Genomic DNA, 24,885 nt, shown 5'->3' on the forward strand with positions numbered 1-24,885 from the left:
CCTGAGTTACCAGCCGACAGCTACGACCATGTACTGCGGGTTGTTCACCGAAATGTCAGAGGACTGACCCGCATCGTCGTCGTAGGGGAAGCCATATTGCAGGCCGTTGATGGCGTTCAGGTGCCAGAACTGTGCGTAGTAGTTCGCCGGGGCGGCTTGGTAGAAGTTGCTCGGGATGGACTGCTGCGACGCCGGCAACTGTGCGACGTGCCGGTTCAGGCCCGCGCACAGCGTCGGGTTGGCGGACAGCGTTCCGCCGCAGCCGAAGATCTGCGCCGTGCTGTCGCTGGAGTCGCCGTTCGCCGCCGCGTAACCGGTCAGGTAGTTCGCGTACGCGCCTGCGGGCTGGAAAGCCGGATCGTTGCCGGGCGAGGGGATTCCGTACGGCGCCTGGTCAGTCGCCAGCTCCTTGAACTCGGTCGGCACCGAGCTCTGGAACCGGGCGAAGGTGGCGCTGCGGCTCTCCTGGAAGGTGGCGTAGTTCTCGCCGACCTCCTGCTGCGAGCCGTCGTGGCTGTGCACGAGCAGCGCGAGCTTCAGGCCGAATCGGTCGACCCGCGTGGTGTCCACGTTGATGAACGTGGATCCGACCGTGAACTCGATGAAGTCGTAGTACTGACCGTTGGGCTGGCCCAGGTAGAAGTACATCCGGCCGGCCGAGTTCGCGGGCATGTCGATGTACGGCTGCTGCGCGATCGACGCGGTCTGGCCGTTGAAGCTCCAGTAGACCTGACTGTCCGGGTATTGGCCGTTCGTCTGGTTGGTGATCTTGACTTCCAGTACGTGCGTGGCCGCCGGGATGCTGCCGGTGTCGCCCCAGAACGAGGCTGGCGGAGCACCGCTGCCGCTGCCACCGCCTCCGCTGGAGCCTGTCGGGCTGGGTGAGGGCGAGGGGCTGCCGGTGCCGCCGCTGGTGAAGACCTGGAACTCCCAAAGCGAGTAGCCGTACTGGGTGCCCCGCGCAGTGCCGTACATGCGGATGTAGCGGCCTGATCCAGAAACGGTCAGGTTCTGCGTTCCGCCGATCCCGGTCGTGGTCGAGTAGATCGAGGTCCAGTTGGCCGCATCGTTCGAGGTCTGAATCTGGAACGCCTTGCCGTATGCGGCTTCCCAATCCAGCGTCACGCCGCAGATGGACTGCGCGCTGCCGAGATCGAGCTGGAGCCACTGCGGGTCGCTGAACCCGGAGGACCAGCGGGTGCCGGTGTTGCCGTCGACGGCGTTGGCGGCCGGGAAGGTCGCGTTCTCAAGCGAAGATGCCGTGGCCGTATGCCCGAGCGCTGCGTTAGTCGTTCCGCAGCCGCCTCCAGCGCCGAGGCTGCCGTACACCTGGAACTCCCAAAGGGAGTAGCCGTACGGTGTCGCCCGCGTCGTGCCGTACATGCGCACGTAGCGGCCGGTGCCGGTGATGTTAAGGGTCTGCGTTCCGCCGGTGCCGGTCGTGGTCGAGTAGATCGAGGTCCAGTTCGCGTTGTCATTCGAGGTCTGGATCTGGAATCCGCTCGCGTAGGCGGCCTCCCATTGCAGCACCACCTGCGTGATGCCGGCCGACGCGCCGAGGTCCACCTCGATCCACTGCGGATCGCTGAACGCCGACGACCATCGCGTGCCGGTGTTGCCGTCAGTGGCGTTCGATGCCGGGAACGTCGCGTTTTCCAAGGATGAGGCGGTGGTCGGCTTGCCCTGGGACAGCAGGGTGGGCGCCGCGGTCGCCTCCATCGACACCGCGGTCAGCAGGCCGGCGGTGGTCACGGCGACCACCGCTGCGGTGACCAGCGCGCGCACACGCGACCGGCGCCGCGGCCGGTCGGGGGAATGGTGAACCAAGCGCATGACTTCTCTCTTCGCGCAGACGAGGACAAATGGACCGTCGGCGAGGGAGGCGGCCCGGTCGGCGGCGTGCCAGAGGCGTGGGAGACCTCTGCGGCTCAGGCGGCACGGCCGGGCGGTCGGCTGCCGCGGATGAGGCGATGAGCGATTCGCTGTGAAGGGATTCGCTGCGAGCTGAAGGTTCGGAGAGCGCTCTCCGAGGCGACTCGAAAGTCAGCGTGCTCGCGCGGCGCGCGGCTGTCAAGGGTGAGGGAAATGGCGGGCCTGCGGCACTTGCCAGCGAAGGGGTCACGGCGCCGCAGGCCCTGCGGAAGCGATTGCCAAGGGGTGTTCGGGCACACCCTTTGCAATCACCTCACGGACTAACAGGGACACCCGGCGCTCATTGCGTTACACACACGCTGACCGGCGAGAACGGCGGTCAGCGCGAGCGCGAGTCGGAGTCAGTCGGTGGCGCTCGGGGATGGGGCGACGGTCGTGGTGTTGGAGGACGATGTGCTCGACTTGAGCAACTGGTTGCAGTACGCGTGGACCTTGTTCTCCGAGCCTGCGGCCGCGATCAATCGCGCCTGATCCTGCGCGCTCATCGTCGTCTTCCAGCTGTTTCCGCTGCCCTTGACCTGCGTGCACAGGGTGTAAAGCGACGCTTCGGTCGCGCTGGGCGAGGCTGTCGAGACCCCCGCCCCGGGAGCGCTTGTCGATGGGGCGCCGGCCCTGTTCACGCTCGATGCCGAGGCCAAGGCGGAGGCCGATGCGATCGAGTTAGGGCCCGTGCTCACGGTTGGCGCCGGGTTCGCCGGGGCGGAGCCGTTGCCGCTCGGCGTACCGCCGTTCTGCGAGGGCGCGGGAACGCCGATGCCGCCGAACACGTGATGTACGAACGACTGCACCGGAGAAGGCAGCATTCCCGTGCTCGAGATCGCGATGCTGATGCCGAGAACGAACACGAACGCCACCGCGCACTTCATCATGAACGACAGTCGCGGGGCACCGCCGGCGGACCGAACGTCCGGCTGGGTCGCGCCCTCGCTCTCGATCGGGCTGAGCGCGGTGATCGGTTCGGTAGCGGCGACCCCGGCTTCCACCGCGACGCCGGCGGTGTGGAACATGGTCAGCACGTTCGCTAGATCCCGCGCGTCCTCCTCCTCCGGAAGCGGCGGCGCGGCGGCCGCGGCGAGCACGGTGTCAAGATTGCGGCTGCGCCTCTCGTTCATTCGGCCACCTCCGGCACGGCAGCCCCGGCCCCGGTCCCGGCGCGCTCCACATCCAGGAGATCATCGCCGTCGATGACCGTCGCCAGACGCCGCAGTCCACGCATCGCCGCAATGCGTATGGCACCCGGACGCTTCCCCAGCACCTCCGCGGTCTGCGTTACGTCAAGCCCGACGACCACACGAAGCATCACGGCCTCAGCCTGGTTCGCTGGCAGTTCGGAGATAAGACGCAACGCTTGGCGCGTGGCCAAGTGCTCTACCGCTTCACGTGCCGGATCGTCCCGCGAGGCGCGGTCCGGAGCCGCGTACAGGCCGGCCGGGTCCTCCTTGCGGCGTCCGCTGCGGCGCAACTCCTCCAGCGCGCGGTTGCGAGCCACCCGAAACAGCCACACCCGAAACCCGGTCGCGTCGCCGCGAAACCGCCGTATGTCCCGGGCCGCTTGGAGCCAGGTCTCCGAGGCGACGTCTTCGGCGGCCTGTCCGACGACGACTCTCAGGTAGCGCAGCACCGGAGGGTTCAGCGCGTGCCAGAGCTCCGCCATGCCGGACTCATCCCCGGCCCTCGCGGAGTCGAGAACGCTGTCCAGGTCGCCGCCGCTCACCTCCGCCGGCTCCTCGCCCTCATGAGAACACTGACTCGACATGCCCCTCCTGCAACCCGGATCATTTCACAGCACCGCCGCCAGACCCAGACCCTGTGACCGGTGTGTTCGTTTGAAAGGGCGACGCACAAGAATGCGACCGGGCTCCCCGATGGCGCTGGGGAGCCCGGTGTCCGTCGGCCGAGGCCCGACGCGATCAGCGGCGCTCGGCGGTCCTCGCCGCGGTCAACGGCCGGCTAGGGATTGACGGTGATGGTGAAGGTGCTGGTCGAGGTGTTCTGGATGTTGACGTCGTTGTCACTCTCCACCAGATGGTTGAACGTCACCGAACCGACCGGTGGGCCCTGACCGGCCTCGGGCAGCGGGTTGGCCCAGACGCCGAAGCCCGACTTTCCGTTGCCGAATCCGTCGTTGTCCGCGTGCGCTCCGGTGATGGTGGTGTTGGTGAAGACCGTGTCCTGGAACGGATACTGCGCGGTGTTGCCCACGTAGTCCGTCTGGAACATGATCCCGGTGTAGGTCGGATCGGTGATGGTCGAGTCGTTGATCCTGATGCCCTGGAACGGGTTGGTCGCCGAGAACATCCAGATCGCGCCGAACGCCTGGTTGCCCCAGAAGTGGCCGCCGTCCCGAGCCAGCGAGAAGTTGGCGATGGTGGTCGGCGGGCTGTCCTCGAACCCTTCGAACGCGAAGCCGAAGTTCAGCGAACTGACCGTCAGGCCCGGGTAGCACAAGGTGTCGGCCACGTAGAAGTTCTGGACCGTGTTGTTGAACCCGCCGTAGATCGCCACACCCGCGGCCCGCCACGGGGTCAGCGCGGTGACGTTCTGGATGGTGTTGCCGGTCTCCTTGCATCCGGAGCAACTGTCCTGCGCGGCGAACAGCGCGAAGCTGTCGTCGCCGGTCGTGCGGGCCTCGTCGTTGGAGATCAGGTTGCCCTGGCTTCCGTTGGTGAGGTTGATGCCGTCCGCCAGCGTGTCGCGGATGCGCAGGTTGGTGAAGGTCGAGTTCTTGACGGCTGTCAGACCCCAGACACCGACCACGTTGTGCTCGATCCACAGGTTGTCGATCGTGATATTCGAGATGTTGGTCAGCTGGAAGGTGTGCCCTGGGCCGTCTTGGCGGGTGGTGTAGTTGCCGAACCAGGCGAATCCGCTGAAGGACGAGCCGTTCGCGGTGGACTGCACGTCCCAGCCGGTGTCGGTGTTCGTCTGGCTTTGCGGCGCGACGAACTGTGTGTACCAGACGCCGGCGCCGACGATCTTGACCGCCTTGCCGTATACCGTCAGCCGCCCGGTCAGCGAGTACTGACCGGCCGGCAGGTACACGCCGGTGTGCGCGCCAGTGCTGTCCTGGATCACCGTGTCGATCGCGTTCTGCACGTCCTGCTGGGTGAAGCCCGCGGGGACGACCAGGTGCGCCGGGTCCGGGTTGGCTATCTGGCTCGCCTGCTCCAGGTTCATGAAGTCGACCGCGTACTGGGAGCTGTTCGAGGAGTCCTTCTGCAGCTTGAACACCGTGCCCTTGGGGTACGAAGTCGGCAGTAAGAACCCTGATTCGTCGTAGATATGCCGCGGCGAGCCCGCGCCTGGCGAGTCGCCGGGACCGGTCTCCGCGCCGTACAGCCACGCGTAGTGCGAGGTCAGGCTCAGCGGTTCGACCAGCGTTCCGTTCGCGTACAGGTCGAGGGTGGCGTTGATGCCGCCGCCGGCAGAGGCGTCCGGGATCGAGTAGCGCAGGTCGAAGGTGTTGGTGGATTCGCGTGAAGTCCAGCTGATCGAGTCGCCCGTGCCGTTCAGCGTGACGGCCTTTCGGCCCGACGCCTCGCCAGCTAGGTCACCGATGGTGCGGTTCGGCCCGATCACCGTCGCGCCGCCGCCGAGCTGACCGTTCTCCGCCTCGTACATGTCGTAGGGCATGTTCGCGCCCTGGCCGACGAAGATCGCGGTGTCGCTGGTGTTGTTGCCTTGCTTGACCGGCAGTTCGTTAGCGTCGACGGCGATGACCGTGTGCGCGGTGTACTTGCCGTTGGTCGCTGTCCAGGTGCCCATGTCGACGTTGGCGGACGCACCGGAGGCCAGCGTGCCGTTGTACGCGCCGATCAGAGTCTTGACGGTATTGCCGTTCGAGTCGAGCAGGGTGAGCGTGATGTTGTGCGCGCCGGAGTCCGTCGCGATCGTGCCCTGATTCTTGAGCGCCACGGTGAAGTCCACCGAGTTGCCCGCGGCCGGGTTGCCCGGCGTCCAGTTCACCGAAGCGGCGACCAGATCAGAGCTCTGCACCGGCTTCACCGCGAGGCCGGTCGGGTTCGTGTAGCTCTGGTTGTTCTGCAGCTCGAAGTTCTTCTTCGACTCGTCGACCGTCGTCTTGAGCTGGTACGTGCCGGCGCTCTGCGTGCCGAGGCTGGCCGTGACGGTCTGTGTGGCTCCCGGTGCGAGCGCGCCGACCGAGGTCGAGGCGATCTTGTTCGAGCCGAGGTAGAAATTCACGTCGGTGGCCACCGAGGCGGCGGTTCCGGCGTTCTGCACCACGGCGGAAGCGGTGATCGAGTCGGTCTCGACCGGCGCGGACGGAGTCCACGAGCTGCTGGCGACGGTGAGGTCCGGGTTCGGCGCCGGGGTGCCGAAGACCTGGAGCTCGGCGCACTGGCCGCCGGGCGCACCGCTGTTGCTGGTGATCGATATCTCGACGTCGGCGACGCGCGCGGTCACCGGGATGGTCACCGAGTTCTGGTTGCTGTTCGGGTCGAAGCTGTAGCTGCGCGCCGAGACCAGGGTGCTGAACGCGGTCGCGCTCTGTTCGCGCCCGAGCACCGCGATGGTCTGGGTGCGCGCCGACCAGGCGGCGGCTGGGTTGAGCTTGACCACGACGGAGGTGATGTCGGCGTTGGCGCCGAGGTGGACAGTCAGGTTGCTGGGATAGGAGGAGCCCTCGAAGTACGTCGTCGCGTCGCCGTCGTCGGCGTTGGCCGGTGCGTAAGTGTAGGTATACGGCGTTCCGTCGATCGGCTTGTTCAGCGCCAGATTGGTGGAGTTTCCACCGCTTCCGGTGCGAGTGACCGTGTTGCTCGGCGAGGACTCGAGTCCGGCCGCGTTGGTCGCCGTGACGTAGTAGGAGGCGGTGAGTGTGTCAGAGATCGAGTCCGTGTATGTCAGGGTGCTGCCGGATACGGACGCGATCTTCGACGAGTTTCGGTAGACGTTGTAGCCGGTCACGCCGACCGCGTCGCTCGACGCGCCCCAGGTCAGCTTGATCTGCCCGGATTGCGGCTGCGTGTACTGGAGATTGCCCGGTGCGGTTGGCGGCGTCGCGCTTTGGCCGTTGCGCGTCACGCTGTTGCTGTTGGCGGACTGGTTGCCGGCCGCGTCACGGGCACGGACGTAGTACGTGACGGTCTGGGTCGTCGGCGGACTGTCCGTGTATGTCAGAACGCTGCCGGGGACGCTGGTCAGCAGCGCGTTGTTCGCGTATACGTCGTAATTGCTCACGCCCACGTTGTCCGTGGATGCTCCCCAGGTGAGCGTGACCTGGCCGTTGCCGGCCTGCGTGTAGGCCAGATTCGCCGGTGCGGTCGGCGGCTGGGTGTCGCCGGAAGTCGGGCCGTAGACCTGGAACTCGGAGATCTGCCCGGCCGGCCAGCCGGTGTTGGCGGTGATGTTCAGCCGCACGTACCGGGTCGTGGTCGAGTTGAACGAGATCGTCACGGTGCTGCTGCTGGCCGGGTCGAAGGTGTAGCCCGCGGAGGCCACGATGTCGCGGAAGCTTGACCCGTCAGTGCTGCCTTGAACGGAAAGCGTCTCGGTGCGTGCGGCCCAGTTGGTCACCGGTGTCTGCAACACGACCTTGTTGATCGCGACCGAGGCGCCGAGGTCGACCTGTAGCCACTGCGGGAAGGCATTGTTGGTGCTCTCCCAGTAAGTGGACTGATTGCCGTCGGTGGCGTTGCTCGGCGGGTAGCTCTGGCTCGAGCCGCTGGCGGTGGTGTTCTTGCCCTGTGCGAGGTTGCTCGACGTGCTGGTCGACCCGTAGACCTCCAGCTCGGAGAGCTGCCCGGCGGGCCAGCCGGTGTTGGCGGTGATGTTGATCCGCAGGTATCGGGTGCTGGTCGCGCCGAGGCTGATGCTGACCGCGTCGCCCGAGTTCGGATCGAAGGTGTAGCCGGCCGAGGCGACGATCGTGGTGAAGCTGGAGTTGTCCAGGCTGCCCTGCACGGACAACGTCTCGGTACGGGCCCCCCAGCCGGTCGGCAGCTTGAGCACGACTTGGTTGACCGAGGTGCTGGCGCCCAGGTCGATCTGGGCCCACTGCGGGAAGGCGCTTGAGCCGTTGGTGCTCTCCCAGTACGAGGCCTGATCGCCGTCGTTGAGGTTGCTTGCGGCGTACTGGCCGTTGACGCTGCTGGCCGTGGCGTTCTTGCCCAGCGCGAGATTGGTGCCGGCCGCGGCGGCGGGTGCGGCGTGCAACGCGGGCAGGACCGTGACGATGAGTCCGGCGAGTGCCAGCGCGGCGGTGCGCAGCCTCGCGGCGCGGCGAGGCGGGGCGGATCCGTGTCCTGTTCTCATCCTCTTCCTCTGGCGGAACGTTGGGACGTGGGTGACGGAGAGCGCCGAGGACGTCGTCAGTCCGCGCTTTACGACCTCGTCGACGTGGTGCGTGGAACTGCGCTAGTCAGTAAATTGCAGATATAGCAGGGACGATTGACTAGTAGATGATGAGTTTTTGCGAGATACTAGCTGGAAGTTACATACGTGTGACGCGTTGGTCAATGGCCCGGGTTAGTCGCCTCGCATCCCAGCCACGGCGACGCGTACGCGTGGCACACTGGGAGCAGGCTGCATCTACAAGCGTGTAGTTGTAGCCGGTATCGCACGCTCTGGTCTTCGTGCGCTGTAATCTTCGGAGGTTTTCGGATGCTGCCGGCGGCCGGCTCGGACGGCGTACCGCGTCGGGCACGCGGCGCGCTCGAAGCGGCGATCATGGACGTGCTGTGGCGCGCGCAGGGGCCGTTGAGTCCCGGCGAGGTGCGCGACCTGCTCGGCACCTGCGCCGATGCCGAAGCGCGGGCGCTTTCCTACAGCACGGTCGTCACGATCCTCACGCGCCTGCACGGCAAGAAGATGCTTGCGCGCACGCGCGTGGGTCGTTCCTTTCAGTACGCGCCGCTGGCTGACGCGGCAGGCCTCGAAGCCCGGCGGCTGAGCGCGCTGCTCGACGGCTCCGCCGACCGCGCCGCCGTGCTTTCCCGCTTCGTCGCCGATCTGTCGGACAGCGACGAGGAACTGCTGCGTCGACTGCTCGGCCCGACCTCGAGCGTCGACGACGCGAGGCGGTGACGCCGCGTGGCCGTTCCGCTCGTCCTCTGCCTCACTTTGCTCTTTCCGTTGATCGCGCAGCTGCTGGCGCGCCCAATCGCGGCACGCGTCGACCCGCGTTGGGCGACCTGGCTGCTGACCGGGGTGGCGGTCGCGCTCGCCGCGACCAGCGGCGCGGCGCTGACCCTCGTCGCGCTGGCCGCGGTGATCAAGGTCCCGCTCATCGCCCAGCTCGGCCGCTGGTCGCCCGCCATCATCGACCGCGGGGATCCGACCAGCACCGTGGTCGCGATCATCGCCGGGATACTGCTGGGCACGGCCCTCACCGCGGTGGTGCGATTCGCCGTGCGACGCGGGCAAGCCCTGGTCGAGGCGTTCCGGCACGCTCGCGGGCTGCCGGGGCGCGGCCAACTCGTGGTCACCCGCGATGCGACGGCTGACGCGTACACGGTGCCTGGCCGCCCCGGTCGCATCGTCGTTTCGGCCGGAATGCTGGACACGCTGGACGACGCGGGCCGCGCCGCGCTGCTCGCCCACGAGCGCGCGCACCTCGTCGGTCGCCATTACGCCTTCACCAGCGTCGCGCGCCTCGCCGCGGCCGCGAATCCGCTGCTGAGGCCGGTCGCAGACGCGGTCGAATACACGGTCGAGCGCTGGGCCGACGAGCGCGCCGCCCAAGCGGTCGGCGACCGGCGGCTGGTCGCCGAGACGATCGCGCGCGCGGCTATCGCCGCCAAGCACCACGACGCGCGCCGAGCCCCGGCCGCGGCCCTCGGCGCGGTCTTCGCGTGGATCGGTGCGCCGCGCTTCGTGCCGAAGCACTCCCGGCGGCCCGCCGTGCGCGCCGCCGGACCGGTACCGCGTCGGGTCGCCGCGCTGCTCGCGCCCCCGTTGGGACGCCGCTGGATCCTGCAAGCCGCCGTCGCGGTGATCGCGATCATCGCCGGTCTCTGCGCACTCGACGCCGCACACGATCTGCACGAACTCCTGGAATCCGCGAGCTACGTGCCGCATCACTGACGCCGTCGCGATCGCGCCTTCGAGTGCACGGAGCGGCCGTTGTCCCGCTCAACGGGACACCGCCGGCCAGGTCGCTGTGACGGAACCCTGACAGTCCGGGTGCGGATCCGGCAAACGCCGAGCCACCCAATCATCTACACTCTTGTAGAAGTTCTACATCTTTGTAGATGATGCGCGCCCGCACGGTAAGGAAGAAGAGGTCGTGCCGAACCCCGCTCTGCTCACCCTCGCGACGCACTTCGTATCGCATGCCGCCGAATCCGGCGGCCGGGTCCTGGCCTTCAACCCGCTGGACTCCACCTCGTGGCTCTCCAGCCTCGGCGCCCTCGGCGTGTTCCTGGTCCTGTTCGCGGAGACCGGCCTGCTCATCGGCTTCTTCCTGCCGGGTGACTCGCTGCTGTTCACCGCCGGCCTGCTATGCACGGCGGGAACCCACGCCGTGCACCTCTCTCTTCCGGCTGTACTGCTCGCCGCGGCGGCCGGAGCGCTACTCGGCGCGCAGACCGGATTCTGGCTCGGCCAGCGCGGCGGACGGGTGCTGCTCGCGCGGTCCAAGAACCGGCATCTGCGCGCCGGCGTCGAGCGCGCCGAGGAGATCCTCGAACGCTACGGATACGGCAAGGCGATCGTGCTGGCCCGGTTCATTCCTGTGGTGCGCACGGTGCTCAATCCGATGGCCGGCGCGCTGGAAGTGCCGACTCGTGTCTTCACGTTGTGGCAGGTGGTCGGCGGGTTAGTCTGGTCGCTGGGTGTGACCCTCGCCGGTTACGGGCTTGGCTCCAGCATCCCGAGCATCGACAAGTACCTGCTGCCGATCATCGCCGTCATCGTCCTGGTCTCGCTCAGCCCGCTCGCGATTGAGCTGCTGCGCCGCCGCCGGGCCGGCGCGTCAGAGCCCGTATCCCACGCTAGGCACGCGGCATCGGAGGACAGCTAATGAGTGGCGCAGGCGTTGATGGCAGCTGGTACTTGGACGTCACTGACTGGGCCAAGCACAGCCATTGGCTCAGCGGTGCGATGAACGTCTATACGACCGTCAGCATCGGCGTGCTCGGGCTGCTGGTGCTCTGGGCCTGGTGGCGCAGCCGCGGCCAGACGGACAACCCGCTGGTCAGGCTCGGCGCGGTCGCGGTGGGTGTCGCGGTGGCGGTAGGCGCGAACGAACTGGTCAAGGCGCTGGTGCACGAGCGGCGGCCGTGCTTGAGCTTGCCGCAGGCGTACACTGTCATCGCTTGCCCCGGCCCGACCGACTACTCATTCCCGTCTAACCACACCGCCCTCGCCGGCGCGCTCGTCGCCGCGCTGTTCTTCTTCAGCTGGCGGCTCGGCCTGGTTGGTCTGGTTCTCGCGCTGATCGAGGGTTTCTCACGGGTCTACCTCGGCGAGCACTACCCGCATGACGTAGTGGCCGGCCTGCTGCTCGGACTGGTCGTGACGGCCGCCGTCGCCCGCGTGCTCAGCCCGCTGACCGTGCACTGGCTTGCCCGCCGAGAACAGCAGGCCCACTAGGCGCGTGTAGGCGTCAGCCTTTACCCACCCCAAAACGTCGCCGCCGACCACGCCCCTTGCCGGCAGCGGCGAAAGATCGGCGCTCCGTGCCCCCGAGGAATAGAACACATTCCTCCGGGCACGGAGCGCCGCTCGAACCGACCTGAACCTGCCGCGTCAGCCGGCGTCCTGCACGAGCCCGATCGGGTTGCCGTCCGAGTCCCGCACGCTGGCGACCAAGCGGCCGCCGCCGACGTCCCGGACCTCCTCGACCGTCTCGGCCCCGGCCTCCAGCAGCGCGGCCAGGCTCGCCTTGATGTCGTCCACGTGCGCGTACGGCAGCGGTCCGGTCATGTGCTTGGAGTTGGCCTTCGGGACCAGCCCGATGTCCTGGCCGGCCACCTTGTAGCCGATGTAGTACGGCGAGTCGGCGATCGGCTGCGCCGCCAGCAGCTTGTTGAACTGCTCCTTCGCCCGGCCCATGTCCTCGACCGGGAAGAGGATCGTCTGAATGCCCTTGCTCACGGTGATCTCCTTGTTGATGACTCTTCGTCTGTTGACGTCCCGCCGGCGTGTATTCACCGTAAATCCGCGGCGAGCGGGTCCGCTTCTCGAATCCTGATCGATCGCCGCGGCCGTCCTTGACACCTCCTGTGGTCTAGTCCAATCTGCCTACTGTCACCTATTACCGCCCGCGAAGCGGCGTCGTCGCGGCTGCCTGCCTGGAGAGACCATGACGCCGCGCCGCAAACGACTTGTGTCCGCGATCGGCATCACGACGCTGATGAGCGCCGGTCTGGCCACCGCCGTCGCCCTCGCCACCCCCGCGACCGCCGCCGCCACCAACCTGCTCACCAATGCCGGTTTCGAGACCGGCGATCTGTCCGGATGGACCTGCGACCCCGGCACCGCCTCCGTGGTCGGCAGTCCTGCGCACTCCGGTTCGCACGCATTGGCCGGCACGCCCAGCAGCTCTGCCGATGCGCAGTGCACGCAGACCGTCTCAGTTCAGCCGAACACCGCCTACACCCTGTCGGGTTACGTGCAGGGCTCATACGTGTACATCGGCGTGACCGGCGGTACGAGCACCTGGACGCCTTCCGCGTCGAGCTACTCGAATCTGTCCGTGTCCTTCACCACTGGTGCGTCGCAGACGTCTGTGCAGGTATTCGTGCACGGCTGGTACGCGCAGCCCACCTACTACGCGGACGACCTCGCACTGACTGGACCGGCCGGGCCTACGCCCTCCTCCTCTCCGTCCGTCAGCCCGTCGCGCAGCCCGAGCCCGTCGCCCTCACCGTCAAAATCGCCCTCTTCCTCGCCATCGAGCAGCCCCTCCGCGAGCCCCACTGGGACGGTGTCCCCGCCGCCCAACGAGAACTGGCGCGTGGCGCCATACATCGACATCACCATGGCGAGCCCGACCCTGGCCCAGATCGAGCAGGCCACCGGCCAGAAGACCTTCACCCTGGCCTTTGTCCTCGGTGACAGCTCGGCCTGCGACCCGTCCTGGGGCGGCACCATCTCGCTGACCGACTCGCGAATCCTCGGCGAGATCAATGCGCTGCGGGCCCTCGGTGGCGACGTCGCGGTGTCCTTCGGCGGAGCGCAGGGCCCGTATCTGGAGACCACCTGCGCCGGCTCTTCGCAGCTCGCCGCCGCGTACGAGAAGGTCATCGACACGCTGAAGGTCACGCACATCGACTTCGACATCGAGGCCGCCACCAACACCGACATGGTGAACACCGCCATCGCGCAGGTCCAACGCGACCGGCCGGGCACCGTGGTCAGCTATACCCTCGAGGTCCAGGCCGCCACCTACGGCCTCACCCCAATCCTCGGCGTGCAGGTGCTGCAGAACGCGGTCTCGCACGGCGTGCAGGTCGGCATCGTCAACCCGATGACCATGGACTTCGCCCCGGACGGCGACTGGGGCACCTCGGTGATCGAGGCGGCGCAGTCGACGGAGGGTCAGCTGGCGAGCATCTGGCCGAACCTGAGCTCGTCGCAGCTCTACGCGATGCTCGGCGTGACCCCGATGATCGGCGACAACGACACCGGCCCGGTCTTCACCATCGCCGACGGGCAGCAGCTGCTCTCCTGGGCGCAGTCGCACCACATCGGCCGGCTCGCGTTCTGGTCCGAGGGCCGCGACAACGGCAACTGCTCCGGCGGCGTCTCGCCGACGTGCAGCGGCATCTCGCAGTCCCTGTATCAGTTCACTTCCATCTTCCACGGCTTCACCGGCTGACCTCCTGAACGGCGCGACCCCGGGCGACGTGGGGCAGTCCGGGGTCGCGCCGTTCAGGAGCGCTGTGTTCCCTGAGCTTCCGTCAGGGCTTAAGCGGTGGGTACGTGGGGTCGAGCAGGTCGTTGTGCTGGAGGAACCCGTGCAGCGGAGTCGTCTCCGGGTAGTGGCCCCACTGGTGATCGCCCGGTACCTGGTCTGGCGTGGCCAGGTTCGCGCCCAGCAGTTGGCGCTGGATCGGGTTGAAAGTCGCGAACTGCGGCGACTGGTACAACGCGTCGTTCTCATCCCGGCCATAGGACCAGCGGTGTGAGTAGGCGAAGAAGACCCCCTTGCGGGTGATCTGCGAGTAATTGTTCGTGCGGGTGTGCCAAAGCCGCCGGTCGAAGAACACGGCGTCGCCCGGATTCGCGCACACCTCGACCGAACCCGCCGGCTCCGGCCACGCGACGTCTCGGCGCGGCGGGCCGTCGATCCAGTTGCGCAGGTGGCTGCCGGGTACCACCTTGAAGTTGCCGCGCCCGGTTTCGGAGACGTCGGAGAGCCAGTAGGCGATCTTCACGGAAAGCCGCGGGCGCGGCTCGGTCTCCAGTTCGCGGTTCTGCCGGCCGCCGTCCTGGTGCCACTCGAAGCGGTACGGCTTCTCGATCCGGATCGGTGGATGCACGTCCAGGTGCGAGTGGTAGATGTGCACGTTCCAGCCGAGCATCGACCAGACCAGGGGAAACGTGTTCGGGTGGTCGATCAGGCCGACCGCTTCCGGGCAGCTGGCCACGGCGCTGAGCTTGTGCATCGAACCCTCGGGGGAGAGCCGACCGGCTTTCCGCTCCGCGGCGTATACGCGGTCGATGGCCTGCTCGTAGTACGCGACCTCGGACTCGCTGAGCGCTCCCCGAACGACCAGGTAACCCTCTTCCTCGAACTGCTCTCGCTGTTCCTTGCTCATCGGCCTAAGCGCCGCCGCCTGAGTGTCGGCCGTCATCGGGCCCCCTCCACACGTTTCGCCGTTTTCCGACCGGAACGCTCGTACCTTCGTGTGAAGATTGAGACCCCGGTTGTCTTAAAAGACGCTTCGAGTCGGCGGCAGGGTTCGGCGGTCCAATACGCAACTTTGTGCGCCCCGTCGCGGGGCAACCGAGCGCCCTTGTGCACCCCGTGCTCCTTTGCTGTCCTGAGCACAGGAGGGCCGAGCATGTACGACGTCGTACACGAAGCGAACACCGTGGTCGTCGGTGCCGGAGCGGCAGGATGCGTATTAGCCGCCCGGCTGAGTGAGGATCCCGCGCGTCGGGTGGTGCTGATCGAGGCAGGCCCGGATTACCCGACGCTTGACCAACTTCCGGAGGACCTGCGTGACGGATGGCGCTCCGCGGGCAGTCACGACTGGGCGTTGCGCGACGAGGCCACCGGCGCAGCGGTCGCCCGCGCGCGCGTCGTCGGCGGCTGTTCAGCCACCAACGGGACCATCGCGTTGCGCGGCACCGTGCGCGATTTCGACGGATGGGCGGCGCGCGGCAATCCCGGCTGGTCATACGCCGAGGTGCTGCCGGCTTTCCGCAAACTCGAGGACGACCACGACTTCGTCGACCGCTGGCACGGCCAGGGCGGCCCGCTACCGATCCGGCGATACCGCGCGAAGGAACTGACCACGGTCAACGCGGCGGCGTACGAGGCGGCGGCGCAAGTCGGATTCCCAGAGGTCGCCGACCACAATCGGCCGGGGACTACCGGTCTCGGGCATGCGCCGGTCAATGCGTTCGGCGGCGTGCGGATGAGCGCGGCGATGACGTACCTCGCGCAGGCGCGCGGCCGGCCGAATCTGGTGCTGCTCGCCGACGCGCTCGTTGACCGAGTGCTGATACATGACCAACGCGCGGTAGGCGTGCTGCTTGCGGACGGCCGGATCGTGCGCGCGGACCGCGTTGTGCTGGCGGCCGGAACGTACGGTTCTCCGGCGATCCTGCTGCGGTCGGGTGTCGGACCTGCGGACGAGTTGCGCGCGCTGGGTATCGGTGTGCGCGTTGACCTGCGGGGAGTCGGTGCGAATCTTCAGGAGCACCCGGGCGTCTCGGTGATCTGGCCGGTCGGGCAGCCGCAGCCGGACGGCCCGCGTTTCCAGGTCGTCGCCACATGGCGCAGCGGCAGCGACGAAGAGGCCGACCACGACATGCAGCACGTCCCGGCCGGGACGCCGCAGCTGTTCTGGGTTTCCGCGTCGGTGATGACGCCGCGCTCACGTGGCACGGTCAAGCTCGCGTCGGCCGATCCGTCCGTGGCCCCGCGCATCCGTCTCAACCTGCTGCAGGATCCGCTGGACCTGGCGCGCATGATCGAGGGCGTGCGTTCGGCGCGGCGGATCGGTGCGCATAAGCCGCTGGCCGCTCTCGCATCAGGGCCCGAACAATGGGCCGGAGCGGGTATCGACGACGACGCTGAACTGGCGAACGCGGTCAAGGCGGCGGCCTGGACGTATCACCACGCGGCCGGCACTTGCGCGATGGGGCCGAGTCCCGCAGCCGGCGCGGTCGTTGACGCTAACGGAGCGGTGCACGGCACGGACGCGCTCACGGTCGCGGACGCTTCGATCATGCCGGTGATTCCGGCGGCGAACATCCATCTCACGACTCTGATGATTGCCGAACGCATCGCGGAACGCTTCGATTCAACGTAGGGGTTCCGTCCGGCTTCGACTCAGGTCCGGGCGACGAGTTCCTGCGCCAAAGCTCCTTCCAGCGCAGGCGAAGGCAAGGGCAGCAGCCGGGCGGCGAGCACCGCGACGTCATCCTCAGCGCCCTCCGGGAGGAAGCGACTGAGCACGGTGTCGAGCAGCATGTCCAGCGGGCGCTGCGGATCGATGTCGAGAGCGGTCAGTGCGTTGATGCACTCGTCGATGTCCTTGCCGCGCCGCTCGACCAATCCATCGGTATAGAACAGCAAGGTCGTGCCGGGCTCGAACTCGATGGTCGAGCAGCGGTAGCTGGTGCGCTCGCCGAGGACCGTGCCGATGCCGAGCGGCGGATCGACCGGCAGTTGCACGAGCGCGCTGCTCCCGTCCGGCCCGATCAGCAGCGGCGGCATGTGCCCGGCGTTGGCGAAACTGCATGTGCGGTGCACCGGATTGACGACCGCGACGACGCAGGTCGCAGCCCGGTCGAAGGCGAGCCCATCCGCGATCCGCTCGGCCTCGGTCAGGATTTCGTCGGGCGCGTCGCTTTGCAGGGCGAGGGTGCGCAGCAGCGAGCGGAACTCGCTCATCGCGGCGGCGGCCTCGAAGCCGTGGCCCATGACGTCGCCGACGACCAGCAGCGTCTTTCCGCCGGGAAGCGCGACCGTGTCGTACCAGTCGCCGCCGATCTCGATGTCCGCGCCGGTGGGCAGGTAGCGGCTGGCGCACTGCACGTCCGCGTGAGGGGTGCGCGGCCTGGCGAGCAGGGCTTGCTGCATGACCAGTGCGGTCTGATGTTCGTGGGCGTAACGCTTCGCGTGGTTGATGCTGGTCGCGGCGCGGCGAGCCAGGTCCGAGACCAGGTCCACGTCCTCCTGGGAGAACTCTGCCGATTCGCCGGCGCGGATGAGGATCACCGCGCCGACCAAGTCGCGTCGGGCGGTGAGCGGTACGCAGATCGCGGAGTGCATGTCGAGCTTGCGGTACAGCGCCACGTGGTCGGCATCGGGCGCGTCGGCGGCGAGTTCGCTGTCGCTCGGCAGGTTGGAGATCACCGGGCGTTGCTCGGTAAGGCAGCGAGCGACTGCCGATGAAGCCTGCGGAACGATGACGGCCCCGGCCGCGCCGAAGTACTTGGCCGCCTTTCCGAGCCTGGGCGTCGTGGTCAGCGCGACCCTTCGCAGCCGTAGTGCTCCGCGGGCCGGCAGCACTCCGGGGGCGCCGTCGACGTCGAGTACGTCCACTGCCGCGATGTCAGCGAGCCGGGGTACGAACAGCCGGGCCAGTTCCTTGCAGGTGTGCTCGACGTCGAGGGTGGTGCCGATCCGGGTGGCCGCCTCGTCAAGCAACGCGAGCCGGGTGCGGGCCGTGTCCAGCAACTGGCGCACTCGGTAGGTCTCGGTCACCTCGATGATGACCGCGACGATGCCGAGCACCGTGCCCGACGGGTCCTCGAGCCGGTGATAGGCGTTTATCCACCAGCGAGTCTCCCCGGCGGGGTCGGCTGGGGTGCGGCCGGTTGCGGTGGCGAACTGCGGGCGGCCGTTGGCCAGCACATGGCGCAGCACCTTCTCCAGCGGCTCATAGTCCAGGTCGGGCAGCACGTCGGGCACGCGCTTGCCGAGGTGATCCGCAGCGGCGACGCCGTTGAGCGCGGCCAGCGCGTCGTTGACGTACAGGTAGCGCAGGTCGGGATCGAGGACGCCGATTCCGGCCCCCGAGCCGTCGAGGATCGCGCGGGTGACGCGGTAGTCGTCGAGGACGGACGGCAGCAGCGCGGCCGCGCCGATTCCGCCGGCCAGCAAACCGTTGACCAGCTCGCGCGCCCGGGCATAGCTGAGCACCGGGCCCTCTGTAGGCTGCGCGGCCTGCACGGCTGGCCCTCCCGGCTCATCGAGACACAGCACAGTGCCTGTGATTCTGAGACTTACATATTGGATGATTCGGCTCAACCGGGCGAGTGCGCGCGAGCGTGTTTACCTCTGGTGAGTCCCCGTTCACTGACCCGAACGGGTGAAGTCGGCGCAGGGTTCAGTCCCTTCGCGCGCGTCCTTCCGGTTGGACGAACCGTGAGCAAGAGCTTTGTGGCTAAGGCGGGAGCCGTGTGCGCCGTCGCCGTCGTTCCGGGGATCCTTTCGGCGGGAACCGCGGTCGCGGCGGCCGGTTTTCCGGGAACGGTTCAGGCGCGTGCGGCGGCCGCTAGACCCGGCCTGCTGGCGGATGGTGATCTCAACCGGAGCGGCGGTGGCGACGAGGGCGGCAGCGGCGGCCTCGCGTGCGTCGCCAGCCCGCGTCCCGCGACGAGCATCCCGGCCATCCCGCCGAGCCACACTGCGTCCGGACCACCGGCATCGACTCCGGCCGCCACTTCCCCGAGCCGCTCCATCCCGCAACCATCGTCGCCGACCGCCCTCGCAGTGGTCCCGGTGGGCCACGTCGAACCCGCCGCTGCCTCTCCCAGCGCCCCAACGCCGACGCCAGCCGGCACTTCGCCCTCGCCTGCTTCCTCGCCCGCGGGCCTCAAGAAGTCCCGCGGACTGCTTCCGCTGATGGCTCGTCACCTACGCCACCATCTGCCCCTTCTGCTCGTGTTGTTGCTGGTCGCCGTCATCCCGGCGGTGCTAGCTATCACCCGGCGCAACGGCTCTGCCACGCCCCGCTGAATTTGCGTGACCCGAATTATTGCGCGACACGCAAGTTTCAGTTATCGTCGAATACATGAACGAGGATCACGGGGGCTCGGGCGGCGGCGCGCCGGATCAGCCCCGAGATAAGTCGCCGGGCTGGCACGGGGAAGCGAAAACCGGTCTGCGCGAACGCAAAAAGCTGGCGACCCGGCAGGCGCTGACCGCCGCGGCCATGCGGCTGGCTCTCGAACATGGCTTCGACAACCTGCGGGTCGAGGACATCGCGCAGGCAGCCGGCGTATCGCCGCGCACCTTCAACAACTACTTCTCCAGCCGCGAGGCGGCCATCTGCGCCGCGCGCGTCGACCAAATGCAACGGCTCGCCGCGGCGGTACGCGCCCGGCCGGCCGAGGAGGCGCTGCTCGACGCGATCATCAACACGGTCAGCGAGCATCCGCGCGAACCGGATCGCGCCGAGTTCCTGATGATCCACTGCAATCCGTCCCTGCGCGCCGAGTTCCTGCGCACCGCTGCCGAGACCGAGGCGCCGCTGATCGAGGCGATCGCCGAACGTACCGGGACGGAACCGGGGCACCTGCTCCCGCAGGTCGCCGCGGCAGCTGTGTTCGGCGCTCTGCGCGCGGCCCTTCAGCAGTGGCTACGCAGCGAGCAACCGTCGCCGTACCACCTGCTGCTGTGCGACGCGCTTAATCAGTTGCGCGCACTGGCCGTTTCATCGCAGGCTTCTGCCCCGGAGCGCGCCGCTCCCGTCGAGACTTTCTCCGCCGACCCCGCCTCGGAACCTGAGCCGACCGCTGTCAGTCCTGTCAGCGGCGCGTCAGCGGAGCGGGCCACCATGGGTGGCCGAGCAGCCTGACCATCCCTCGGGACCGGTCGCCGCCGTGCCCGCCACGAACTGAGAGTTATCCGTGCTGATCAAGATTCTGCGCGTCTTCCTGCGCCCTTATGGAAGACCACTGGCGCTGATCGTCGTGCTTCAGCTCGCATCGACGATCGCCACGCTCTACTTGCCCACTTTGAACGCCGACCTCATCGACAACGGTGTGGTCAAGGGGAACACCGGCTACATCATGAGCACCGGTGCGATCATGCTCGCCATCGCGCTCGGCCAGATCTGCTGCTCGATCGGCGCGGTGTTTTTCAGCGCCAGGACCGCGATGGCAGTCGGCCGCGATCTGCGCGCCGCCGTGTTCACCCGGGTCCAGGACTTCTCCGCCCGCGAGGTGGGCAAGTTCGGCGCCCCGTCGCTGATCACCCGCACCACGAACGACGTGCAGCAGGTGCAGATGCTCACGCTGATGTCGTTCACGCTGATGGTCGCCGCGCCGATCATGTGCGTCGGCGGGATCATCCTGGCGCTGAACCAGGACGTGCCGCTCTCCAGCCTGCTGTTGGTCGTCGTCCCGGTGCTGGCGGTCGCGGTCTCGCTGATCATCTCCCGGATGCGGCCGCTGTTCCGGTCCATGCAGACCCGGATCGACAGCGTGAACCGCATTCTGCGTGAGCAGATCAGCGGCATCCGCGTGGTGCGCGCCTTCGTGCGCGACACCGCCGAACGCGGCCGGTTCGACGAGGCCAACACCGAGCTGCGTGACGTCTCGCTCGGCGTCGGGCGGCTGATGTCGATGATGTTCCCGACCGTGATGCTGGTGATGAACCTCTCCAGCGTCGCCGTGATGTGGTTCGGCGGACACCGGGTCGCCAGCGGCGGCATGCAGATCGGCGCGCTCACCGCCTTCCTCAGTTACCTGATGCAGATCCTCATGGCGGTGATGATGGCCACCTTCATGTTCATGATGGTGCCGCGCGCCGAGGTCTCCGCCGAACGCATCAGCGAGGTGCTGGGTACCGAGAGCAGCGTGGTGCTGCCCGGAAGCCCGGTTCCGATCGGCGTCCTGCGCGGTCATCTTGAGTTGCGCGACGTCGAGTTCCGCTACCCGGGTGCCGAGGAGCCGGTGCTCAAGGGCATTAACCTGGCGGCCACTCCGGGCGAGGTGACCGCGGTTATCGGAGGTACCGGAAGCGGCAAGACGACGCTGCTCAACCTGATCCCCCGGCTGTTCGACCCGACCGGCGGCACGGTCCAGGTCGACGGGATCGACGTGCGTGACCTGGACGCGGCGACGCTCGCCGAGGCGGTCGCCCTCGTACCGCAGAAGCCGTACTTGTTCAGCGGCACGGTCGCCTCGAACCTGCGCTATGGAAAGCCGGAGGCGACCGATGCGGAACTCTGGCACGCGCTGGAGGTCGCGCAGGCCAGGGACTTCGTCGAGGCGATGCCGGAAGGCCTTGAGGCGCCGATCGCGCAGGGCGGAACGAACGTTTCGGGCGGTCAGCGCCAGCGTCTCGCGATCGCCCGCGCCCTGGTGCGCCGCCCGGACATCTACCTGTTCGACGACTCGTTCTCAGCGCTCGACTATGCCACGGACGCGGCGCTGCGCGCGGCGCTTACCCGGGAGACCGCGGCCGCGACCGTGGTGATCGTGGCGCAGCGGGTCAACACCATCCGGCACGCGGACCGGATCATCGTGCTCGATCACGGCCGTGTGGTCGGCGTCGGCACCCATCAGGAATTGATGCATGACGTGGACGGAACGTACCGGGAGATCGTGCTCTCCCAGCTGACCGAGCAGGAGGCCGCGGCGTGAGCGGGCAAGCGGGCAATAACGCCGGAGGCGGCGAGATTGACCGCCCCGGCGGCGGGGGCGGAAACGGAAACGGTCCGGGTGGTCCGGCCGACGCCGGCGGTCCCGGTTCTACCAACGGTTCAAGCGTGCCGGTGAGTCCCAGTACTCTGAGCGGCCCTGGTCCGGTCAACGGCGCTGCTTCAGTCAACGGCGCGGCCTCTGCAAACGGCTCTGCCGAACCAGGCGCGGCCGCGGGCGTCGGCGAGCGCGCCGTACCCAAGCGCGGTCCCGGCCCCGCGCCCGGCGGCTTTCGCGGCGGACCCGCGGCGTTCATGGGCGGCCGGTCCACCGAGAAGTCGCTCGACTTCAAGAACTCCGGCCTGCGCCTGCTGCGCACCATGCGGCCCGAGCGCCCGCTGATCGTGCTCGGCCTGCTGGTCGGCGTCATCTCGGTCGGGCTCAGCGTGCTCGGCCCGAAGGTTCTCGGCCACGCCACCGACCTGATCTTCGCCGGGGTGATCAGCAAGCAGATCCCGCCCGGCGTCACCCAGGCCCAGACGGTCGCCCGGCTGCGCGCCCAAGGCCAGAACAACCTGGCCGACCTGATCAACTCGCTGCATCTGACTCCTGGCAGCGGAATCGACTTCACGCACGTCGGCCAGGTGCTCGGTACCGTCGCGCTGATCTACGTCGGCGCCTCGCTGCTGATGTGGCTTCAGGGGCGGGTCACCACCACGATCGTGCAGCGCGCGATCTACCGGCTGCGCGAGCGGGCCGAGGCGAAGCTGGCCCGGCTGCCGCTGAGCTACTTCGACCGGCAGCCGCGCGGCGAGGTGCTCAGCCGGGTCACCAACGACATCGACAACATCGCGCAGAGCATGCAGCAGACGCTCAGCCAGGTGATCATCTCGCTGCTCACCATCGTCGGCGTGCTGGTCATGATGTTCTCGATCTCCTGGCTGCTGGCGCTGATCGCGCTGATCACGGTGCCGATCTCGGTCTTCGTCGCGGCCAAGCTCGGCAAGCGGGCGCAGCCGCAGTTCATCAAGCAGTGGGCGACCACCGGCAAACTCAACGGCCACATCGAGGAGATGTACACCGGCCACTCGCTGGTCAAGGTGTTCGGCCGGCGGGCCGAGGCCGAGGAGCGCTTCCGCGAGCACAACGAGGAACTGTTCCAGTCCAGCTATCGCGCGCAGTTCGTCTCCGGGCTGATCCAGCCGGCGATGTTCTTCATCGGCAACATCAACTACGTGCTGGTCGCGGTGGTCGGCGCGCTGCGGGTGGCCTCCGGCGCGCTGTCCATCGGCGACGTGCAGGCGTTCATCCAGTACTCGCGCCAGTTCACCCAGCCGCTGACGCAGGTGGCCAGCATGGCGAACCTGATGCAGTCCGGGGTGGCCTCGGCCGAGCGGATCTTCGCGCTGCTCGACGCCGAGGAGCAGAGCCCCGAGCCGACGGCGCTGCGCCTGCCGGCCCAGGTGAGCGGCCGGGTGAGCTTCGAGAACGTCTCGTTCCGGTACGAGCCGGAAAAGCCGCTCATCGAGGACCTGTCGCTGAGCGTTGAGCCCGGCCACACGGTCGCCATCGTCGGTCCCACCGGTGCGGGCAAGACCACCCTGGTCAACCTCCTGATGCGCTTCTACGAGGTGACCGGCGGGAAGATCACTCTCGACGGGATGGACATCGCGCAGGTCTCGCGGGAGGACCTGCGCTCGAAGACCGGCATGGTGCTTCAGGACGCGTGGCTGTTCGGCGGCACGATCGCGCAGAACATCGCCTACGGCGCGGAGAATCCGTCAATGGAGCGGATCATCGAGGCTGCGCAGGCGACGCACGTCGACCACTTCGTCAGGACCCTGCCGGACGGTTACGAGACCGTGCTCGACGACGAGGGCGGCAACGTCAGCGCGGGCGAGAAGCAGCTGATCACGATCGCGCGCGCCTTCCTCGCCGAGCCGGCGATCCTGATCCTGGACGAGGCGACCAGCTCGGTCGACACCCGGACCGAGGTGCTGATCCAGCGCGCGATGAACAAACTGCGCGCGGGCCGCACCAGCTTTGTCATCGCGCACCGGCTCTCCACCATCCGCGACGCCGACCTGATCCTGGTGATGGAGTCGGGGCAGATCGTGGAGCACGGTACCCACGACGAACTGCTGGCGAAAGACGGCGCGTACGCGCGGCTCTACGCCGCTCAGTTCGCTCAGGCGGTGGCCGAGATCGACTGAGCCAGCGTTGACTCAGTGATCAGTGCTGGCGGGGTAAGCGCTGATTGGGTAAGCGCGGATTGAGCACACAACGAGGCCGGGTATCCGGATCGCGTGGCTAGTTTCCACCCGACCCGGACGCCCGGCCTCGCGCCTCCCCCTGATCGAGGAGGCCCTGCCGAATCAGCCTTCGTCTATCGATTCGACCAGGACCACTTCGAACTCTTCCACGCTGCGAACCGTCGAGTGCGCCTTGCCGACGGCCTCGTCGCGCAGCTGCGCGACCGGGGCGCGCGACTGGGCCAGCGCCGACCGGTCCTGGTAGATCACTCCGATCGCGGAGCGGCCCGCAGAGCGGTTCATGAACATCGCGATGCCGATCACCCCCGGGATCGCCTTCAGCCGGTCCATGACCATGCCGCGCATGGTCTCGGCGGCCAGGTCGGCGTCCATCGGGTCGAACTCCATGCGGCTCTGCCGCATGCAGGCGCCGGAGGGCGCCTGCTCGGGCCGCGTTGCGGCGACCACTTCCCAGTTGTCTACCGTCATCGCCGAGGCGAATGGATGCAGCAGTTCCGCGCGCCGCGAATGCAACGCGGCGTCGCTGTCCTGCCTGGCTTTCTCGCTGTCCCACCACGTGCCGATCGAGAGTTTGCCGAGCTCCCGATCCACGAACAGCCCCATGCCCCGGTAGCCGGGCTGTGCGGCCAGCAACATGCGGCCCTCGCTGCTGAGCGCTTCAATGGCCGCGTCGATCTGCTGCGGATCGCCCACCGCGTAAACAGTGCGCACGAACATGGCACCTCCCAAGAGTTTTGGGCGGATGGCAAGAGTTTTGGGCGGATGGACAGGACGCAGTCTTGTCACCGCCATGAGGGGCGACAATAGGCTATCCGGGTGGCGTCGCGAGCACGCAGGGTTACTATCGGGCCCTGATATGCCGCCGGTCGGAGCGCCGCCGGGCCAAGCGGATGGGCTCGGCCCGACGACGCACCGGGCAGCGCTATAAATCGTTCGGGAT

The 24,885-nt window shown here is 67.8% G+C and carries 18 protein-coding genes; 10 read left to right on the forward strand and 8 right to left on the reverse strand.

Annotated features, from left to right (window positions below; all coding sequences use genetic code 11):
* Positions 1-6: 6 nt before the first annotated feature.
* The 4 genes from VN779_RS22400 to VN779_RS22415 all read right to left on the reverse strand — a co-directional run bounded on the left by VN779_RS22400 (position 7) and on the right by VN779_RS22415 (position 8,208).
* Positions 7-1,833, reverse strand: coding sequence for a discoidin domain-containing protein (locus tag VN779_RS22400; RefSeq protein ID WP_325726547.1), 1,827 nt, complete (start codon positions 1,831-1,833; stop codon positions 7-9).
* A gap of 440 nt (positions 1,834-2,273) precedes the next feature.
* Positions 2,274-3,044, reverse strand: a complete 771-nt coding sequence (locus VN779_RS22405) for a hypothetical protein (protein WP_325726549.1) — start codon at positions 3,042-3,044, stop codon at positions 2,274-2,276.
* Positions 3,041-3,646: an RNA polymerase sigma factor gene (locus tag VN779_RS22410; RefSeq protein ID WP_325726551.1), complete on the reverse strand. Its 606-nt coding sequence runs from the start codon at positions 3,644-3,646 to the stop codon at positions 3,041-3,043. The genes VN779_RS22405 and VN779_RS22410 overlap by 4 nt, the downstream gene beginning before the upstream one ends.
* A 236-nt stretch (positions 3,647-3,882) precedes the next feature.
* Positions 3,883-8,208, reverse strand: coding sequence for a discoidin domain-containing protein (locus tag VN779_RS22415; protein WP_325726553.1), 4,326 nt, complete (start codon positions 8,206-8,208; stop codon positions 3,883-3,885).
* Between the two features lie 348 nt (positions 8,209-8,556).
* Between VN779_RS22415 and VN779_RS22420 the strand changes: the two genes are divergently transcribed.
* From VN779_RS22420 to VN779_RS22435, 4 genes are all read left to right on the forward strand, one after another.
* Positions 8,557-8,979, forward strand: coding sequence for a BlaI/MecI/CopY family transcriptional regulator (locus VN779_RS22420; RefSeq protein ID WP_325726555.1), 423 nt, complete (start codon positions 8,557-8,559; stop codon positions 8,977-8,979).
* A 6-nt stretch (positions 8,980-8,985) separates the two neighbouring features.
* Entirely contained in the window at positions 8,986-9,978 is a 993-nt protein-coding gene (locus VN779_RS22425; RefSeq protein WP_325726557.1) for a M56 family metallopeptidase, read from the forward strand.
* A gap of 274 nt (positions 9,979-10,252) precedes the next feature.
* Positions 10,253-10,915: a DedA family protein gene (locus VN779_RS22430; protein ID WP_349260896.1), complete on the forward strand. Its 663-nt coding sequence runs from the start codon at positions 10,253-10,255 to the stop codon at positions 10,913-10,915.
* Positions 10,915-11,487 (forward strand): phosphatase PAP2 family protein, encoded by a 573-nt coding sequence (locus VN779_RS22435; protein ID WP_325726561.1) that lies wholly within the window; start codon positions 10,915-10,917, stop codon positions 11,485-11,487. Before VN779_RS22430 ends, VN779_RS22435 begins: the two co-directional genes overlap by 1 nt.
* Before the next feature lie 156 nt (positions 11,488-11,643).
* Here VN779_RS22435 and VN779_RS22440 read toward each other — a convergent pair whose 3' ends face one another.
* Positions 11,644-11,991, reverse strand: coding sequence for a VOC family protein (locus VN779_RS22440; RefSeq protein WP_325726563.1), 348 nt, complete (start codon positions 11,989-11,991; stop codon positions 11,644-11,646).
* Positions 11,992-12,199: 208 nt separating this feature from the next.
* Here VN779_RS22440 and VN779_RS22445 point away from each other — a divergent pair, with 208 nt between their 5' ends.
* Positions 12,200-13,717, forward strand: coding sequence for a carbohydrate binding domain-containing protein (locus VN779_RS22445; RefSeq protein WP_325726565.1), 1,518 nt, complete (start codon positions 12,200-12,202; stop codon positions 13,715-13,717).
* 82 nt (positions 13,718-13,799) lie between these two features.
* Here the strand turns inward: VN779_RS22445 and VN779_RS22450 are convergent, their stop codons facing one another.
* Entirely contained in the window at positions 13,800-14,696 is an 897-nt protein-coding gene (locus VN779_RS22450) for a phytanoyl-CoA dioxygenase family protein (protein WP_325726567.1), read from the reverse strand.
* Positions 14,697-14,906: 210 nt separating this feature from the next.
* On the opposite strand from VN779_RS22450, the gene VN779_RS22455 reads away from it, so the two are divergent.
* Positions 14,907-16,385: a GMC family oxidoreductase gene (locus VN779_RS22455; RefSeq protein WP_325726569.1), complete on the forward strand. Its 1,479-nt coding sequence runs from the start codon at positions 14,907-14,909 to the stop codon at positions 16,383-16,385.
* A gap of 20 nt (positions 16,386-16,405) precedes the next feature.
* Here VN779_RS22455 and VN779_RS22460 read toward each other — a convergent pair whose 3' ends face one another.
* Complete coding sequence (locus VN779_RS22460) at positions 16,406-18,253, reverse strand: SpoIIE family protein phosphatase (RefSeq protein WP_325726571.1); 1,848 nt, start codon at positions 18,251-18,253, stop codon at positions 16,406-16,408.
* Between the two features lie 195 nt (positions 18,254-18,448).
* Between VN779_RS22460 and VN779_RS22465 the strand changes: the two genes are divergently transcribed.
* The 4 genes from VN779_RS22465 to VN779_RS22480 all read left to right on the forward strand — a co-directional run bounded on the left by VN779_RS22465 (position 18,449) and on the right by VN779_RS22480 (position 23,885).
* Complete coding sequence (locus VN779_RS22465; RefSeq protein ID WP_325726573.1) at positions 18,449-19,042, forward strand: hypothetical protein; 594 nt, start codon at positions 18,449-18,451, stop codon at positions 19,040-19,042.
* 55 nt (positions 19,043-19,097) lie between these two features.
* The gene (locus VN779_RS22470) at positions 19,098-19,883 is read left to right on the forward strand and encodes a TetR family transcriptional regulator (RefSeq protein ID WP_325726575.1); all 786 of its coding nucleotides are present in this window, start codon (positions 19,098-19,100) and stop codon (positions 19,881-19,883) included.
* Positions 19,884-19,935: 52 nt separating this feature from the next.
* Entirely contained in the window at positions 19,936-21,675 is a 1,740-nt protein-coding gene (locus VN779_RS22475) for an ABC transporter ATP-binding protein (RefSeq protein ID WP_325726577.1), read from the forward strand.
* A 311-nt stretch (positions 21,676-21,986) separates the two neighbouring features.
* Positions 21,987-23,885, forward strand: a complete 1,899-nt coding sequence (locus VN779_RS22480) for an ABC transporter ATP-binding protein (RefSeq protein ID WP_349260897.1) — start codon at positions 21,987-21,989, stop codon at positions 23,883-23,885.
* A gap of 162 nt (positions 23,886-24,047) precedes the next feature.
* Here the strand turns inward: VN779_RS22480 and VN779_RS22485 are convergent, their stop codons facing one another.
* Entirely contained in the window at positions 24,048-24,662 is a 615-nt protein-coding gene (locus VN779_RS22485; protein WP_325726581.1) for a hypothetical protein, read from the reverse strand.
* Positions 24,663-24,885 lie beyond the last annotated feature (223 nt).

The organism is Actinocrinis sp. (genome assembly GCF_035605935.1).
Classification (GTDB): Bacteria; Actinomycetota; Actinomycetes; order Streptomycetales; family Catenulisporaceae; genus Actinocrinis.

Bases quoted from the DNA above. Each gene is read 5' to 3' on its own strand.
- VN779_RS22400 (WP_325726547.1), bottom strand. From the start codon at position 1,833: ATGCGCTTGGTTCACCATTCCCCCGACCGGCCGCGGCGCCGGTCGCGT.
- VN779_RS22405 (WP_325726549.1), bottom strand. From the start codon at position 3,044: ATGAACGAGAGGCGCAGCCGCAATCTTGACACCGTGCTCGCCGCGGCC.
- VN779_RS22415 (WP_325726553.1), bottom strand. From the start codon at position 8,208: ATGAGAACAGGACACGGATCCGCCCCGCCTCGCCGCGCCGCGAGGCTG.
- VN779_RS22420 (WP_325726555.1), top strand. From the start codon at position 8,557: ATGCTGCCGGCGGCCGGCTCGGACGGCGTACCGCGTCGGGCACGCGGC.
- VN779_RS22435 (WP_325726561.1), top strand. From the start codon at position 10,915: ATGAGTGGCGCAGGCGTTGATGGCAGCTGGTACTTGGACGTCACTGAC.
- VN779_RS22445 (WP_325726565.1), top strand. From the start codon at position 12,200: ATGACGCCGCGCCGCAAACGACTTGTGTCCGCGATCGGCATCACGACG.
- VN779_RS22450 (WP_325726567.1), bottom strand. From the start codon at position 14,696: ATGACGGCCGACACTCAGGCGGCGGCGCTTAGGCCGATGAGCAAGGAA.
- VN779_RS22455 (WP_325726569.1), top strand. From the start codon at position 14,907: ATGTACGACGTCGTACACGAAGCGAACACCGTGGTCGTCGGTGCCGGA.
- VN779_RS22470 (WP_325726575.1), top strand. From the start codon at position 19,098: ATGAACGAGGATCACGGGGGCTCGGGCGGCGGCGCGCCGGATCAGCCC.
- VN779_RS22480 (WP_349260897.1), top strand. From the start codon at position 21,987: ATGGGCGGCCGGTCCACCGAGAAGTCGCTCGACTTCAAGAACTCCGGC.
- VN779_RS22485 (WP_325726581.1), bottom strand. From the start codon at position 24,662: ATGTTCGTGCGCACTGTTTACGCGGTGGGCGATCCGCAGCAGATCGAC.